Origin of the sequence: Pseudoalteromonas sp. K222D, from assembly GCF_017653575.1 — a bacterium.
Lineage (GTDB): Bacteria > Pseudomonadota > Gammaproteobacteria > Enterobacterales > Alteromonadaceae > Pseudoalteromonas > Pseudoalteromonas nigrifaciens.
This window is the reverse complement of sequence record NZ_JAGGDL010000026.1, coordinates 1-15,836: the sequence shown is the minus strand read 5'-3', so window position 1 is coordinate 15,836 and position 15,836 is coordinate 1. Positions and strand designations below refer to the sequence as shown.

11 protein-coding genes are annotated in these 15,836 nt (G+C 39.9%); 5 read left to right on the top strand and 6 right to left on the bottom strand.

The features are described 5' to 3' along the window. Positions 1-933 carry a 23S rRNA (adenine(1618)-N(6))-methyltransferase RlmF gene (gene rlmF, locus J5X91_RS12805; protein WP_041454980.1) on the top strand — a complete coding sequence of 311 codons (933 nt, stop codon included), beginning with the start codon at positions 1-3 and terminating at the stop codon, positions 931-933. A gap of 22 nt (positions 934-955) precedes the next feature. Continuing rightward, the gene (ltaE, locus tag J5X91_RS12800) at positions 956-1,960 is read left to right on the top strand and encodes a low-specificity L-threonine aldolase (RefSeq protein WP_086994525.1); all 1,005 of its coding nucleotides are present in this window, start codon (positions 956-958) and stop codon (positions 1,958-1,960) included. Here the strand turns inward: ltaE and J5X91_RS12795 are convergent. The 6 genes from J5X91_RS12795 to J5X91_RS12770 all read right to left on the bottom strand — a co-directional run bounded on the left by J5X91_RS12795 (position 1,943) and on the right by J5X91_RS12770 (position 11,224). Next, a complete protein-coding gene (locus J5X91_RS12795; protein WP_011329924.1) occupies positions 1,943-2,527 on the bottom strand; it encodes a thymidine kinase in 585 nt (194 codons plus the stop codon). The genes ltaE and J5X91_RS12795 overlap by 18 nt on opposite strands. A 91-nt stretch (positions 2,528-2,618) precedes the next feature. Further along, complete coding sequence (locus tag J5X91_RS12790; RefSeq protein WP_208834959.1) at positions 2,619-3,086, bottom strand: methylated-DNA--[protein]-cysteine S-methyltransferase; 468 nt, start codon at positions 3,084-3,086, stop codon at positions 2,619-2,621. Then, complete coding sequence (locus J5X91_RS12785) at positions 3,086-4,177, bottom strand: RRXRR domain-containing protein (protein ID WP_208834958.1); 1,092 nt, start codon at positions 4,175-4,177, stop codon at positions 3,086-3,088. Before J5X91_RS12785 ends, J5X91_RS12790 begins: the two co-directional genes overlap by 1 nt. A gap of 272 nt (positions 4,178-4,449) precedes the next feature. Then, entirely contained in the window at positions 4,450-5,814 is a 1,365-nt protein-coding gene (locus J5X91_RS12780) for an AlkA N-terminal domain-containing protein (protein WP_208834957.1), read from the bottom strand. A 157-nt stretch (positions 5,815-5,971) separates the two neighbouring features. Beyond that, positions 5,972-6,454 (bottom strand): GNAT family N-acetyltransferase, encoded by a 483-nt coding sequence (locus tag J5X91_RS12775; protein ID WP_011329920.1) that lies wholly within the window; start codon positions 6,452-6,454, stop codon positions 5,972-5,974. Positions 6,455-6,466: 12 nt separating this feature from the next. Further along, a complete protein-coding gene (locus J5X91_RS12770) occupies positions 6,467-11,224 on the bottom strand; it encodes a PAS domain-containing protein (RefSeq protein ID WP_208834956.1) in 4,758 nt (1,585 codons plus the stop codon). A gap of 254 nt (positions 11,225-11,478) precedes the next feature. Here J5X91_RS12770 and J5X91_RS12765 point away from each other — a divergent pair, with 254 nt between their 5' ends. The 3 genes from J5X91_RS12765 (at position 11,479) to J5X91_RS12755 (ending at position 15,713) form a co-directional block, all read left to right on the top strand. Beyond that, entirely contained in the window at positions 11,479-12,342 is an 864-nt protein-coding gene (locus J5X91_RS12765; RefSeq protein WP_179808292.1) for a cation diffusion facilitator family transporter, read from the top strand. A 92-nt stretch (positions 12,343-12,434) separates the two neighbouring features. Next, entirely contained in the window at positions 12,435-13,505 is a 1,071-nt protein-coding gene (locus tag J5X91_RS12760) for a PepSY-associated TM helix domain-containing protein (RefSeq protein ID WP_208834955.1), read from the top strand. A 72-nt stretch (positions 13,506-13,577) separates the two neighbouring features. Continuing rightward, the gene (locus J5X91_RS12755; protein WP_208834954.1) at positions 13,578-15,713 is read left to right on the top strand and encodes a TonB-dependent receptor; all 2,136 of its coding nucleotides are present in this window, start codon (positions 13,578-13,580) and stop codon (positions 15,711-15,713) included. Positions 15,714-15,836 lie beyond the last annotated feature (123 nt).

Below are 15,836 nucleotides of genomic sequence, written 5' to 3'. Positions count from 1 at the left end.
ATGAAAGCAAGCACCTCACGCGCAAAACTACACCCTCGTAATCAACATTTAAATGGCTACGATCTTGACCTATTAACTGAGCAGCATCCTGCACTTTCTGCTTTTATTATTACAACACCTGCAGGTACAAAAAGTATTGATTTTAGCGATAACAAAGCGGTAAAAACCCTTAATCAAGCCCTTTTAAAAGCCCATTACAATGTAGATTTTTGGGATATTCCACAGCATAACTTATGCCCACCTATTCCGGGACGAGTAGATTATATTCATTATTTGGCCGACTTATTAGCCGACGATAACCAAACGCAAATTCCCACTGGCCGTCAAGTTAAAGTATTAGATATTGGCACCGGCGCTAATTTGGTTTACCCGCTCACAGGTGGGCATGAATATAACTGGCATTTTACTGGCACCGATATTGACCCTGCAGCCATTAAAGTAGCAAAACAAATTGCGCAATTTAATAATTTAAAAATAACCTTAAAACAGCAAAAAAATGCCGCAAATATATTCAAAGGAGTTATAAACAGTAAAGATCTGTACCACTTAACGCTGTGTAACCCGCCGTTTCATGCCAGCAGCGAAGACGCTGTTAAAGGTAGCGAACGTAAATGGAAAAACCTTGGCAAAGCACCTAGCAGCACACTTAACTTTGGTGGCCAAAATAACGAGCTATGGTGCGAAGGCGGTGAAGTGCAATTTATCTCTAATATGATTAAAGAAAGTGCAGCCGTTGCAGAGCAAGTAATGTGGTTTACCTCTTTGGTGTCGAAAAAAGATAATATTGCGGCTTTAGAGCAAGAATTAAAACAGCACCCTATAGCCCAATATAAAATAGTTGATATGGCACAAGGGCAAAAAGTTAGTCGTTTTATTGCTTGGAGTTATTTTGATAAAGCCACGCGTGAGCAAATTTGCGAAGAACTCGAATAATAATATAGTAAGGATTAACCCTATGATAGATTTTCGCTCAGATACGGTAACTAAACCCTCTAAAGCTATGCGCGATATAATGTATAACGCCCCTGTAGGCGATGACGTATATGGCGATGATGAAAGTGTTAACCAACTAGAAGCATATGCATGTGAGCGCTTTGAATTTGCGGAGGCACTTTTTTGTAGCTCAGGTACTCAAGCTAACTTATTGGCGTTAATGGCACATTGTGAGCGCGGAGACGAATACATTTGCGGTCAAAGCGCCCATAACTATAAATTTGAAGGCGGCGGCGCAGCCGTTTTAGGCTCAATACAACCCCAGCCAATTGAAAACGAAGCAGACGGTACACTTTGCTTTAATAAAATAGCGGCGGCAATAAAGCCTGATGATAATCATTTTGCCAACACTCGCTTATTAAGCCTTGAAAACACCATAGGCGGTAAAGTACTTGCACTTGACTATCTTGCTGCAGCGCGCAAGTTTGTAAACCAGCACAGCTTATCGCTACACCTAGATGGTGCGCGTGCGTTTAATGCAGCAGCCGATCTTAATGTGGATATAACTGCCATTACTCAGCACTTTGATTCTGTTTCGATTTGTTTATCTAAAGGGTTAGGTGCGCCAGTTGGATCGTTATTGCTAGGTTCAAAAGCGCTGATTAGCAAGGCAAGACGCTGGCGAAAAGTACTTGGCGGCGGTATGCGCCAAGCAGGAATGTTAGCAGCAGCAGGGCAATACGCACTTGAGCATAATGTAAAACGCTTAAGCGATGATCATGCTAATGCGCGCTACCTAGCGCAGCAATTAAGTACACTTAATGGCTTTAACGTTAACATGAAAAACACCACCAACATGGTTTATGCCAGCTGCGAGCCTAATATAAATATACAGCAGCTAGCAGCTAATTTAAAAGCGCAAGGAATACTGTTTAGTCCAAGTAAGCAACTTAGGTTAGTAACTCACTTAGACATAACTAAAGCAGATATAGACACCTTTATAAAGGCATTAGCGGCCCATATTTAACGCGGCTTTATAATGTTTGCGGCACACCGATTCATACCGGTTGTTGCCGCCTATTTCTACTTGGTTACCATCGGCTATTGCATCGCCATTTTCATCGGTACGCAATACGTGGTTGGCTTTGCGGCCACAATGACACACAGTTTTAAGCTCTACTAGCTTATCAGCCCAAGCAAGTAAATACTGCGACCCGGTAAATAGCTCACCTCTAAAGTCGTTACGTAGGCCATAACATAGTACCGGAATACCCAGTTCATCAACCACATCGGTTAACTGCATCACTTGCTCTTTAGATAAAAACTGGCATTCGTCAACTAGTACACAATGGCGTTTTTTATCTTGATTTAGTGACTGTATAAGCGCAAACACATCTTTGTTTTCATCAAAAATATGCGCATCGGCTTGCAGCCCAATTCGCGAAGATACCTTGCCTACTCCCGCTCTATCATCAATTGCAGCTGTGAGGATCACCGGCTCCATACCACGCTCTTGGTAATTAAATGCAGATTGTAATAAAGTGGTTGATTTACCCGCATTCATTGCAGAATAATAAAAGTATAATTGCGCCATTGCTGTGCCTTCAGATAAAAAGTGCGCTTATGCTACCTCAAACGAACGTTAATACCAATTTGGTTTATGCATTTTATGCATTAAGAACTGATCATCCGGTTTCGTGCTGCAATAACCATTGTTTTCTTGCAAGTCCACCCGCATAACCTGTTAATTTTGCGTTTGCGCCAATAATACGGTGGCACGGTACAATAATACTTATTGGGTTTTTGCCATTAGCAGCGCCAACAGCGCGCACCGCTTTGGGGTTGTTTAATACCTTAGCAATATCGCCATACGTTTTAAGTTCCCCATAGGGAACGTTAAGTAATGCCTGCCATACACTTTGTTGAAACACGGTTCCTTGGGTATCTAAAGGTACTGTAAAGGTAGTGCGCTGCTTAGCAAAATACTCATTAAGCTGCGCTGCGGCGCATAAAATAGCGGCATTAGTCACTTCGCTAAGCGCTGTAATGGGGTAATTTTTAGGAGGATAAAAACCCACATAGCTCACGCCGTTTTCGCTGCCTTGAATAATAATATCGTCGATAGAACTCGGTAGTAAGGTTTGAATTATCATCAGTTTACGGCAAGGATACTCGGTACTTTAGTGCCGAGAGGAATTGCCGCCTCCATTAGTTGAGTTAACGTAGTGGTTCGAGCAGAAATCCGAACCGTGTTTTTCTTAATGTTAGCGCTGGCGTGAACCTTATCACCTAAAATAGTTTCTAGGGCAAAGTAGCCTGAGCTACGCTTGCCTTTAACAAAACCAGTACCTTGTGGTGTTTGTACAAAGTCGTGTTTTTTTAGGCCAAATAGCTTGCCGACTGGTATCCGCTTTTCGGAGCGGATACCCTTTGTCTGTTGGTAGTCACCAGAAGCCACATGACGTTTACGTAAAACATGTTTGCCTTGTTGTACAAGCTCGCCATCTTCACAACAAATTGACACGGCATCATAGTAATGAGTTTTCGGCAAGCCCAATACTTGTTCGCGCTTAAATTTGGTCACGTAGCCAAACGTTTCTTCAAAATCCCAGCACTGTTTTAACTGGGCTTTGAGTATACCTATTTCAGTCGCATGTTTAGTATTTGAGCGCTTCACTTTCAGCTCAAACTTTCCTGCATGTAAATCATTATGGCACGTCTCGCATAGCGCTATTAGGTTACTGGGTGCATCAGTGCCGCCCTGAGAACGAAATACTTTGTGGTGTACGTGCAGCTTGGCGTTGTGCTTCGTTTTACGTCCACTTTGACATTTATAATTGTCACGCTGCAATACGTAGGCTTTAACGTTGTAGTAGCCCAGCAGTGCGCCTTGCTGGTAGCCGGCACTAGTCACAATTGGGTTAGTTATCTTGTGTATATCGAAGCTAGCAGTTTCAACCTTCCAATGTGAAATTGGTAATTTAGATACGTCAGTGCGCAAAGCCACCTCGCTTTGATAAATCACTTTACCATTTGCGATAGCTGCACAGCCAACGTGTTTACTGCCAGTGTCCATGCCAGCAACTACGTGCTGAGTATGGCCGCTCGACCCATGCAATAATTTGATTGTGAACGGGGTACGTTTGACTACCTTAGCTTCGCCAGCTTTAAGCAGCTTACGTGCTTTAGCGGCCTTGCAAGGCATCAAAGGCTTCCCGTGCTTGTTAAGTACATACGCTAACATAGCGCGTATCTCCTTCGAGTAGTGCGTATGGCTGTGCTTGAAGCACACAGCAAATTCGACTTCCTCTCGACCAGATAATTTAGCTTCGCAACGTGGTTGACTGTCCCTAACTCAATAGGACTGTTTACAGTGCCACGAAAGAGCTTGGAACTGAGGCGGCATTCCAAGGTTTCTACATCTAAATTATCGTTTACTAACATTTCTAATCCTCAGTTAGTGGTCTGGTCAACAAGCGCTTTTACAAGCTCATCCCTTTAGGGGTGAGTAGTTGACTATAATTGCTGCCATAGTTGAAAAGTTAAATATGATCGAAATGGCGCGCAGTTATCGCTGCTAAACACGGCCACAGCGGCTTGCGCTTTTTTAACACCTAAATCACCATCGAGTAAAATATCGGGCTGACTTTGGCCACGTAACTTTGCATAGTTTACCGTCCACGGGCCTATGCCCTTTAAATTTAGCCATAAATCTAAATCGTCACATTGTGGGTTTAACGTGCAAAACTGCGCCAAATTATACAATGCATTTTTACGCGCTTGAGGCACTTTAAAAAACGCAAAATCACTGTTTACCAATTGCTGTGGGGTTGGAAAATAAACAGCCCCGTTGCACTGCTCCCCCAACTCACTAACGAGTTTAGTTACTAAATTATGCGCAGCAGTAACACTTACTTGCTGCCCAAGTACCGCGCGAATGCCCGCTTCAAAACTCGACCAAATTCCTGGTAGGCGCAGCCCTTCGCTCACCGCAAATGCATTATTAATATTATCTTGTATATGCATTGTGATTAAATTTATATCGGCGTCTAAATCAAGTACTCGCCGAATATTGGTAATAACTTGCTGTAAGCAATGCGTATTATTAATCGTTATTGCCACTTTAAAGTGATTTTTTTTAGCTATAAACTCGGCATTAAAACTGCCTTTGCAGTGCTCGTCTGAAAATGTACGCCCATAACTTGTCGCTGTTATCCACTCCATAGGCGCAATTAAGCGTTTTGCTAAAAACTGCTGCATAGCAGGCCAATTATATGGCGGCCTAAAGGGAAGAGTTAAATTGAGAGTTGAGTTTACAATAGAGCTAGGTGCTTTATCGCTGCTGCGTAATTTTGAAGGGGCAATATTTAGTTGCTGTAAAAATGCGTCGTTAAAACGTCTAATGCTATTAAATCCCGCTGCAAAAGCAATGTGCGTTAGCGGTAGAGTGGTTTCTTGGATCAGTTTTTTAGCAAAATGACACTGATTGAAAAGACGGTATTGCGTGATCGAAATACCAAAGTGCTGAGTAAATAAACGCCTTAAATAACGGCTACTTACCCCTAACCTTGCCGCGAGTTTTTCGCAATCATAACAAGCACCTTGATCAATTAACTGTTTTGCTCGCAGTGCCGTGGTTTTAACTCCTTGCCAAGCAAAGCTCCCCGGCGCACTATCGGGCCTACACCGCATGCAGGGTCTAAACCCCGCTTTAGCAGCATTATGTGCATACTGATAATAGGTAACGTTTATTTCATTAGCCGTGGGGGCTGGGCATATTGGCCGACAATATATACCGGTACTTTTAACCGCCACATAAAAAAGCCCATCAAAACGAGGATCGCGACTCTGCCGTGCTTTTTGCCAGTGTTTATCATTCATAAACGCACACACTAATTACTAATAAGAAGCTTAAGCTTAAAGTATACGCCACACTTTACTAGCCAATTTCGGACCTTAACCATATAAGTTAACCAAAGGCAGGAGTTATATGGTTAAGTTACTGTTTATTATGTAACGTGTTAAAAGGCACTCTGCCTTATTTGGCAAAGTCGATTAACTCTTGCCCTGTTAAGCGATAAATAATCCATTCATTTTGCGGCTTAGCGCCCATACTATCGTAAAAGTCTATTGCGGGTTTATTCCAATCTAATACCACCCATTCAAAACGCCCACAATTTTTATTCAGCGCTTGATTTGCTAAGTGCTTCATTATTGCTTTACCTGCCCCTTTACCGCGGCTATCAGGGCTTACATATAAATCCTCTAGGTAGAGGCCGTTTTTACCAAGCCAGGTAGAGTAATTATAAAAATAAACAGCAAAGCCAATGGGCTCGTCGCCATCAAAGCATATAATGCTATGCGCTGTTGCGCCTTCACTAAAAAGGGTATCTAAAATGGCTTGTTCATTAGTTTTAACTGCTTGTGGCTCTTTTTCATAAATAGCGAGCTCATTAATAAAGTGCAAAATGGTTTTTGCATCACTTGCTTGCGCATCACGAATGTCGATTGTGTTTGTCATACTGCTTTAACCTTAAAAATATTGCTCTAATTTATCTTTTAAAATATCAAGTTCAATTGGCTTGCTTAAATAATCATTCATGCCAGCTGCAATACATCGCTCTTTGTCTGAATCCATGGCATTGGCTGTTAATGCTATAATTTTAATTGCTTTATGCTGCTCGCCAGCCTCACCTTTACGTATTGCAATAGTGGCATCATAACCATCCATAACCGGCATTTGGCAATCCATTAGTACAACTTGAAAGTAATCTGCTTCATGTTTTGCGAGCTCCTCTAAAGCACGTTGACCATTTTCGGCTAAGACTGTTTCGCAATTGAGCTTTTTAAGCATTAAAGTAGATACTTTCTGGTTTATTGGATTATCTTCAACCAATAATATTTTAGCAGGCTCAATGGTTTTGGCTTTGCGCAACGATGAAATATACCCAGATGTTACCAATGGCAGTGCTTCGTGCTGCTCGCTATTAGTAATAACCGAAAGCGCAGAAATTAAATCGGCGGTTGTTACTGGCTTTGGAAAATAAGCCTGAAAGCCTGCGTCAGAATAGCGCTGAGCCCCCTCTAAGCCTGCAATACTGGTCATCATTACTAATGGCATATGTTTGTAGTCTGCATGCGCTTTTAATACTTTACATAACTCTATGCCATCCATGCCGGGCATTTGCATATCTAATACAGCTATGTCATACATGCCCTGATTGTTTTTAACTCTATTTTCACAAATTAGCAGCGCATGTTCGGCATTATTTGCCAGCTCAACATTAGCCCCCCAGTGCTTGAGCTGCTCTGAAATAACCAAACGATTTGTTTCGTTATCATCAACCACCAATATACTTAACCCATTAATATTAGCCTTTGGCATATAGCGCTCTTGTTGATCGCCCTTTAGCACCTCCATGGTGACGATAAACTCACTCCCTTGGCCAGCATTACTTTTAATTGCAATAGCGCCTCCCATTAGTTCACATAACTGCTTACTAATAGCAAGACCAAGGCCAGTGCCTCCATATTCTCGAGTAGTAGACGCATCTACTTGCATAAAGGGTGCAAATAACTGTTGTTGTTTTTCTTTGCTAATACCAATACCAGAATCTTTTACGCTAACTTTCAGTATTAGCTGGGCCTCAATACGCTCAATAGATGCGCTAACCACCACTTCGCCTTCGTTTGTAAACTTAACGGCATTACTTAGTATATTAGTTAATACTTGGCGTATTCGCCCTGGATCGCCACTTAACTGCGATGGCTCTAAGGCAACCAAATCTAAGATTATTTCTATGCCTTTATTTTGAGCTGTTAATGCTTGCGCTGCGGCTACTTCACCAATTAAATCGCGGGCATTAAAGTTAATACTCTCTAGCTCAATTTTACCTGCTTCTGCTTTTGAAAAATCTAAAATGTCGTTTATTACACCCAGTAATGAATGCGCACTGGTTTTAGCAATTGCTACTTTAGTTTCAATTGGCTTGGGCAGTTGCTCTAACTGAATAAGCTCAAGCATGCCTAAAACACCATTCATTGGCGTACGTATTTCATGGCTCATAGTTGCTAAGAACTGACTTTTAGCAACACCGGCTTCTTTTGCCAAAACCAAGGCTATTTTTAATTCCTCAGCGGTTTGTTTACGGCGTTGTGACACCAAGGTACTGCCTACTAAAGTTGCTAAAGAGCGTAAGTAGGTTTCTTCACTTTGCGTCCATTGGCGAAACTCCCCAACGGTTTCTGCGCATAAAATACCTAAATTTCCGTCACCGGTTGTAATAACGGCATCTAGCATAGATTTTATATTATTAGGTTTTGCATAGTGCTCAATAAAATCAACGGTAGCGGGATGATTATAAACATCGTCAATGGCTATTAAGTTTTGTTTATAAATAGCTTCGTAGTAGGCAGGGTAATCCTCTGCACTGAGCTGTGCATTACAGCAATCAACACCTTGCCCTTGTATATTTAAACTATGGCAAATCATTAAATCGCGTTGTTCGTTAAAAATCCAAATAGAAGCGCGCTGTACATCAAGCACTTCACACATAGACTTAACGGCTAATTTTTTCACCTCTGCCACATCACTGCTTTGCACTTCAGGTGCAACAGTAAGCATGGCTAAGCTTTTGTTGTAACGATTGGCTTTTTCGCTTTCAAGCTCAAGTCGCTTATGCGCATCAATACTTTGAAAAGAGCCAAAAACACGAATACACTGGCCGTTTTCAAACTCACTTTGCCCTATTGACTTAACCCAACGTTCTTGGCCAGTGTAAGTAACAATAATAAGCTCAATATTCCAGCTTTTCCCACTACTTATTGCACTTTCAAAAAGGGCATTAATTTTATCTCTGTGATAGCCTTCTTTATAATGATTTATTGCAGTGGCTATATTTGGAGAGTAACTCTGTGGCACTTCGTGAATTGCGCGTACTTCGTCTGACCAATAAAGCGTTTGCGTTTTTAAGTCTATTTCCCACGCACCTATTTGCCCCTGTTTACTCATAGATTCAAGCAGGCTTTGCTGACGTGTTATTTTTAATTGCGCCTGATAACGCTCTGTAATATCGAGTATAAAACCATCTAAATATAATACGTTTCCGTCAGTGTCATAAATGGCTTGGCCTTTTTCATTTACCCAACGTACTTCATTACCTTGCGTTATGATCCGGTATTCAACAGACCAAGGCGTGTGCTCGTCAATGCACTTAATAATCGTTTTTTCAATATCGTCACGATCGTCCGAGTAAATTATTTCTAAATAACTTAACTGCTTATTCTCTAATATTGCCTCAGCGTCATAACCCGTAAGCTCTTTAGTTTGTTTACTCATATAAAGCATATCCCACACTTTATCGTACTTACAACGATAAATAATGCCTGGAATATTGCCTACTAACGAGGCAAATTGGTCACGACTATTTTGTAATTCTAGCTCTGTTGCTTTTTGTTCCGTAATATCCAAATGGGTACCTATCATCCGCTTTGGTGAGCCATCATCATTCCATTCAACCACTTTTGCAGTGTCTAGTATCCATACCCAATGACCTTGTTTATGTTTCATACGTGCTTCATTGACGTAATAGTTTGTTTCACCAGAAAAATGAGCGTTTAATTTTTGCTCCGAAACTATTAAATCGTCTGGGTGGGCATACTTATACCAAGTGCCTATTACTGCTGGGCCTAACTCATCTAAGGTATAGCCAATTATTTCAGCCCAACGGTGATTAAAAGTGACTTTACCTGTGTCAATGTACCAATCCCAAATTCCCACAGCGGTAGTGTCTATTACCAACTGTAGTTGTGCTTTATGCTCTTCTAGCTCTATTTCTTGTAACTTTAATGCGGTTAAATCTGTTCGAATGGCTATATAGCTCTGTGGCTTAGCATTTTCATCTAAAAATGGCGCTATGGTTGTATCTACCCAATATAAATTACCTTGCTTGGCTTTATTACATATTTTCCCATGCCATACTTTTCCCTGTTTTAGGGTTTGGTACATTTCTTTAAAAAACTGTTTTGGGTGAGTGCCCGAATTAAGAATACGGTGATTTTTACCTATTAACTCGTGTTCGTCATAACCACTTATTTCACAAAACTTTTTATTAACAAAAGTGATAGTGCCTTTTAAATCTGTTGCAGCCACAATCGCGTGCTCATCAAGTGCACTTTTTTGCTCTGCTAAGTGCCTTAGCACAACCTGTAGTTCAGCCCCTTGTTTATAAAACTCTGTTAGTTGTTGCTGTTTATTTTCGGCCAATTTACACAGCTTACTCGATAACAAATTAAACTCTTGGCTGTCGGGTAAAATAGGTACTTGGGTGCTTTTCCCCTTGGTAATTTTATCAACAAGAGCTGTTAAGCGCCTTAATGGATGAAACAATACTCGACCAAACCACCAAGAGCACGCTAAAACAGCCAACAACATAAGCAGTGTTGCCAAAGCAAAATACTTAATAGAATAAGTATTTGTTAGCTCCTGAACATTCGGCTTAGACACTAATAGCTGCCAGCTTTGATCACCCAAAAAATTCAGCTGACTAACAAAGCCATACATTACATCATTATTTTCGTTGTTATAGGTAAATGTTTTTTGCATTAATTGTGTTTTATTTAATAATGTTTGCTCTGTTGATGGCTGTTGGTTTAATAAAGGCAAACTATTACTTGGCAATAAACTAAAACTAAGCTCGCTGTTTTTAGCATACATTGCATTTAATTTATTCATTAGCCACTGGGGGTTTATATCGGCTAAAAGAATACGGCTTAATTGTTGCTCCGTATTATATATACCAAGCGCAATAATAAAATGTGGTTGTTTTTCAATTAAAAATGATTGAAATGAAGGCGTTGCATGCTCACTCAAGCTAGTATGGATATTAATTAACGATTGAGGAGCTATTTTGCTAATAAAAGAAGATGTAGGTGCAGCAAGCAAAGCTGCGCTATCTATTAGCTCTACATTATTTACAAATTCGTATACGTTAACAAACTCAGTTATTGCACTTTGTTGTTGCACAGAGTTAGTCGTTAACTGGTTTTTAAGTAATTTAAAATCTTTAATATAATCAGCCAGCCAAAAGCGACTAAACTGCTGAGCAATATTTGTTACCTGTTGTAATTCAGTTTGGGCGTGTTGTTCTAATGTATTATTTATTCGCTTAAAGCTCAGCCAAGAAAACAAACACAAAGGTATTAATGCAATAACTACAAAGGCTATAGTTAGCTTACTTTGTACAGACTGTCCTTTACCTGCTAGCTTTGTGAAGCTCAAACCTTTATTCATACCTGAATTACCTAGTAATTTTACCCATTTTAATACTATGTATTAATGCATTAAAAAGCCTAAGACGCAAGTTTTGCGCTAATAAGCCCATGAATTTTTTATGTGTTTTACAAACAGTACTGCTACCTGGCTTTTAACTAGATATACGCCTAAGTATACACAATGAGTTAGCTAAGTTTCATCAAGCCCCGTGTAGCTGTTTTTAGCTGCTCGTGATATAACAATCTTAATATAAGTAGTTACTTGGGGATATTATGGGTCATGACCATGCACACAGCCATGTAGACGACAGCCAAAGTAACAAGCAACTCGCGCTAGCTGTTGCCATTAATGTTCTGCTTACTGTTGCGCAAGTTATTGGCGGAATATTTTCTGGCAGTTTGTCACTCATGGCAGACGCACTGCATAATCTTAGTGATGCAGCCGCTATATTTATTGCCCTTGTTGCGCGTAAAATTGGTAACAAACCTGCCGATAACACACATCACTTTGGCTACAAGCGCGCCGAAATTTTAGCTACTTTGTTCAATAGCAGTACATTAATACTGATAGGTGTGTATTTAATTTTTGAAGCTATGAGCAGTTATTTAAACCCGCAGCCAATTGATGGTTGGATCATAGTGTGGGTGGCTGCATTTGCCCTGCTAATAGATTTAATCACTGCACTTTTAACTTACCGAGCTGGCGCAAATAGCAGTATGAATATAAGAGCAGCTTTTATTCATAATGTATCTGATGCGATGGCGTCTGTTGTGGTTATTGTTGCAGGTACTTTAATTATTTTGTACCAGTGGTATATAGTTGATTTAATTGCGACAATTTTAATTTCTATTTATGTTATTTACCATGGCGTGTTACTGCTTAAACAAAGCTGTCGCATTTTAATGCAAGCTGCACCTAATAACTTTGATACCCAAGCTGTTACATGCGCTCTCACCAAAAACTTTAATATAGAGCAAGTAATAGCTATAAAAGTATGGCAATTAGATGATAAAACCAGCCATTGCGAACTGCTGATTAACGCTCATAACTCACTTGATTTAGCAGCCGTTAAACACTTTTTACAGCATAATTTTAATATTGAAAACTGCATAATAGAAAAGCACAATAATTTATAATAAAAATAGCTTTATAAACAAACTTTCAATTGAAAACTGCTCTCATTATCATTTACAATTAGGGTTCTTAGCTCACAATTGAGATGCCGTTTTTGAAACTTTGGTTACGTAAAATTCATTTGACACTTGCCCTACTCAGCGGGTCGTTTTTATTAATAGTGAGCCTCAGCGGAGCGGTGTTAATTTACGCAAAAGATCTACAACACCTTATCCAGCCCGAAAAATGGCTAGTAACGCCTGCAGAAAAACCGCTAAATTTCGACACTTTAATAAACAGTGTGCAAACTCAAACCCAACAAAAAACTGTTTTTTTAATGCCTGAACAAAACCCTACTATGGCATGGCAGTTTAGATTAGCTAATAATCACTACGCGAGCGTAAACCCCTACACCAGCAATGTTATTTATACTTACCAAAGTACAGATACAATTTATGGTTTTACGCTTGCTTTGCATCGCTGGTTATTATTTGAGAGCAGTGACGGTAATAAACCATTTAAAAATTGGATGTCGGTATGTGCATTACTGCTGTTAATAAACGTATTAATAGGCTTTTATTTATGGGTAAAACCTAAAAACCGGATAAAACGTTTAGCTATAAAACCTAAAGCAAAACTAAGAGTACTGCTGTATCAGCTGCATACTGTGTTGGGAGTTTACTTTTTTGTGCCATTAATACTGATTGCCTTTACGGGTATGGCGTTTAATTGGAAAACGCAAACGCAGTCTGTTTTAGAACTGGTAACACAAAATAAAGTAACAAACAGACCTGCGCCTCCCAAAATACCTGTGCTTAAAAATACCGAATTACAATACAATTTAGCAATTAATAATGCTCAAGCCATATTTCCTAAAGGTGAGCTATATAGGGTATACCTGCCTAAAAAAGCGAATGACGCGATTGCTTTAAGAATACAAAATCCCGGCGAAAGCCACGCTTACAGCTGGGTTTGGACTAATCCATTTACTGGTAAAGTATTAAACTCATTTGACGCCAGTAAAACCAATTTCACCACACAAGCATGGAACTTTAAATATGCCTTTCATATTGGTAATTTTGCTGGGCCAGTTGTACAGTTTTTATGGCTACTAATAACCCTATCACTGAGCTTTTTTATTGTAACGGGTGTTTACTTTTGGTTAAAAAGACGCAATCGAAAATAATTGTCATTAACACTTGTGGTCGTTATTGTTAATAGTTATCATTACCAAAATTAATTATTTATCTGAGTTACCATGTTAAAAACCTCGCTTTGCTTACTTAGCGTCGCTGTTAGTGCTTGCGCAATTGCCGATGAAAATAATAAAAACAAATATTCTGTTGATCAGTTAGAACACGTTATTGTGTCGGGTAGTCGTATATTTGAAAGTATTGATGAAGTTCCTGCTTCAATTACTGTTATAAATCAGCAGCAAATTCAACAACACTTAAAAGTAAACCCAGAACTAAGCAGCTTACTCGCACAAATGGTACCAGGATTGGCTCCTAGCACCGGCAGCTCCAGTAACTCAGGCCAAACACTGCGTGGTCGCGCACCTTTAGTTATGATTGACGGCGTACCACAGTCAACTCCACTGCGTAACGGTTCATTAGGCATAAAAACGCTAGATGCCAGTGCCATTGCACGCATAGAGGTTATTAAAGGAGCAACCTCTATTTATGGTAATGGCGCTGCTGGCGGCATAATTAACTACATAACAAAACAAGCGAAAAGTGACGGCCAGCCTGAGGGCGAAATTAGTATTTCTAGCCGCTTTAGTGCTGTTAAGCTTGATGAAAGTGCCGGTGCAAGAATATCGGCAGCTATAAATGGTGGCTTAGATAAGTTTAGCTATTTAATAAGCGCCAGTTACGAGCAAAACGGTGTACAACGTGATTCAGAGGGTGATATTTTAGGCTTGCAATATGGTTTGTCAGACTCAGAAACACAAAACTACTTTACTAAACTAAGCTACGATTTTGATGATGATAAGCAACTAGAGTTTAGTTATAACTTTTATAGCTCACAGCAAAAAACTGATTTAGGGGATGTTACTGGCGACGGTAACATAGGTGAAAAAACCTATGCGATTCACGTACCCAAAGAGCTGCAAAAACCAGGTAAACCGCAAGGCCCCGAAGGCAATGTAAATATTACTCTTAGATACCTAGATTACGCCTTATTCGATAACACCCAAATGACCTTAGATCTGTACAAGCAAAATATAGAAAATGTATTTTTCTTTTCAACTAATTTAGCCAATCTTGATGATGGTTATAGCGGTGGTCAATCTGTTATAAAGTCAGATAAACTAGGCGCAAGAGCCACATTTAATAGCCAATTTGACTTTGATAATCTAACAACCACCTTAATATATGGTATTGATGCCCTAAACGATAAAACTTCACAACCTTTAGTTGATGGCCGTATATGGGTTCCTGAAATGGACATGGATAGTGTTGCTGGTTTTTTACAAACAAAGTGGGTAATTAACGACGATATTATTTTAAAAGCCGGTGTAAGAAAAGAAAGCATAGATTTAACGGTAGCCGACTATCAAACATTAAAGCTATGTAGAACCGCTACGCAATGTTCAGTACCACTAAGTGTTCGCGGCGATACCATAAATTACGATGCAACAACTTACAATGCTGGCATTAAATATAATTTAAGCCCTGCCTTTAGCCCATTTTTTAGTTACTCGCAGGGCTCTGATATATCAGACATAGGCATACTATTGCGCGCAGCTACTGTAAACGATATAGCGCTTATTCAAACACAAGCATCAATTATAGATAACTACGAAGTAGGTTTTACCTCACAATTTGATGACCTGCGCTTTGAAGTAGCAGCATATAAAAGCACGTCTGAGCTAGGAACCAGCAATAAATTTAACGATGTAACAGGCGTTTATGAGCCAATACGCGCGCCGCAAAAAATATGGGGCTTTGAAGGCTTAGTAAATTATGCCATTACCCCACAACTTAAATTAGTTGCCACATATAGCTACGTTGAAGGTAAAGATACCCAAGCCGATGAATACTTAGGTGCTAAACAAATTAGCCCACCAAAAGCGACAGCCAATTTAGCGTGGCAGGCCAGCGACGACATAGCTCTTACATTTAGCTATTTATACGTTGGCGATAGAAAGCGCTTTGATAAAAACGAACAAGGCCAATACGTTGGCGATCAAGGTCCTGTAAGTAGTTACGATATAGTTAATTTGAGTGGTCAATATCAAATTACTCCACAATGGAGCAGCTATTTTGGGGTCGAAAATTTATTTAACAGCGACTACTACCCTGCTCGTGCGCAATCATATACTTATGGTGGCTACAATATTAAAGGGCTAGGCACTACGGCAACTCTCGGTGCTAAATATCAATTCTAACTGATTTAAGTAACTTTAAAGGCATGTTAAGCATGCCTTTTTAAATTCTCGAATTCAAGTATTAAGTGCAATCATTATGCAGCCACCAGTATTTCTGATTGCCCCGTAAATAATTCATGAGGG

Bases quoted from the DNA above. Each gene is read 5' to 3' on its own strand.
- rlmF (WP_041454980.1), top strand. From the start codon at position 1: ATGAAAGCAAGCACCTCACGCGCAAAACTACACCCTCGTAATCAACAT.
- ltaE (WP_086994525.1), top strand. From the start codon at position 956: ATGATAGATTTTCGCTCAGATACGGTAACTAAACCCTCTAAAGCTATG.
- J5X91_RS12795 (WP_011329924.1), bottom strand. From the start codon at position 2,527: ATGGCGCAATTATACTTTTATTATTCTGCAATGAATGCGGGTAAATCA.
- J5X91_RS12790 (WP_208834959.1), bottom strand. From the start codon at position 3,086: ATGATAATTCAAACCTTACTACCGAGTTCTATCGACGATATTATTATT.
- J5X91_RS12785 (WP_208834958.1), bottom strand. From the start codon at position 4,177: ATGTTAGCGTATGTACTTAACAAGCACGGGAAGCCTTTGATGCCTTGC.
- J5X91_RS12780 (WP_208834957.1), bottom strand. From the start codon at position 5,814: ATGAATGATAAACACTGGCAAAAAGCACGGCAGAGTCGCGATCCTCGT.
- J5X91_RS12775 (WP_011329920.1), bottom strand. From the start codon at position 6,454: ATGACAAACACAATCGACATTCGTGATGCGCAAGCAAGTGATGCAAAA.
- J5X91_RS12770 (WP_208834956.1), bottom strand. From the start codon at position 11,224: ATGAATAAAGGTTTGAGCTTCACAAAGCTAGCAGGTAAAGGACAGTCT.
- J5X91_RS12765 (WP_179808292.1), top strand. From the start codon at position 11,479: ATGGGTCATGACCATGCACACAGCCATGTAGACGACAGCCAAAGTAAC.
- J5X91_RS12755 (WP_208834954.1), top strand. From the start codon at position 13,578: ATGTTAAAAACCTCGCTTTGCTTACTTAGCGTCGCTGTTAGTGCTTGC.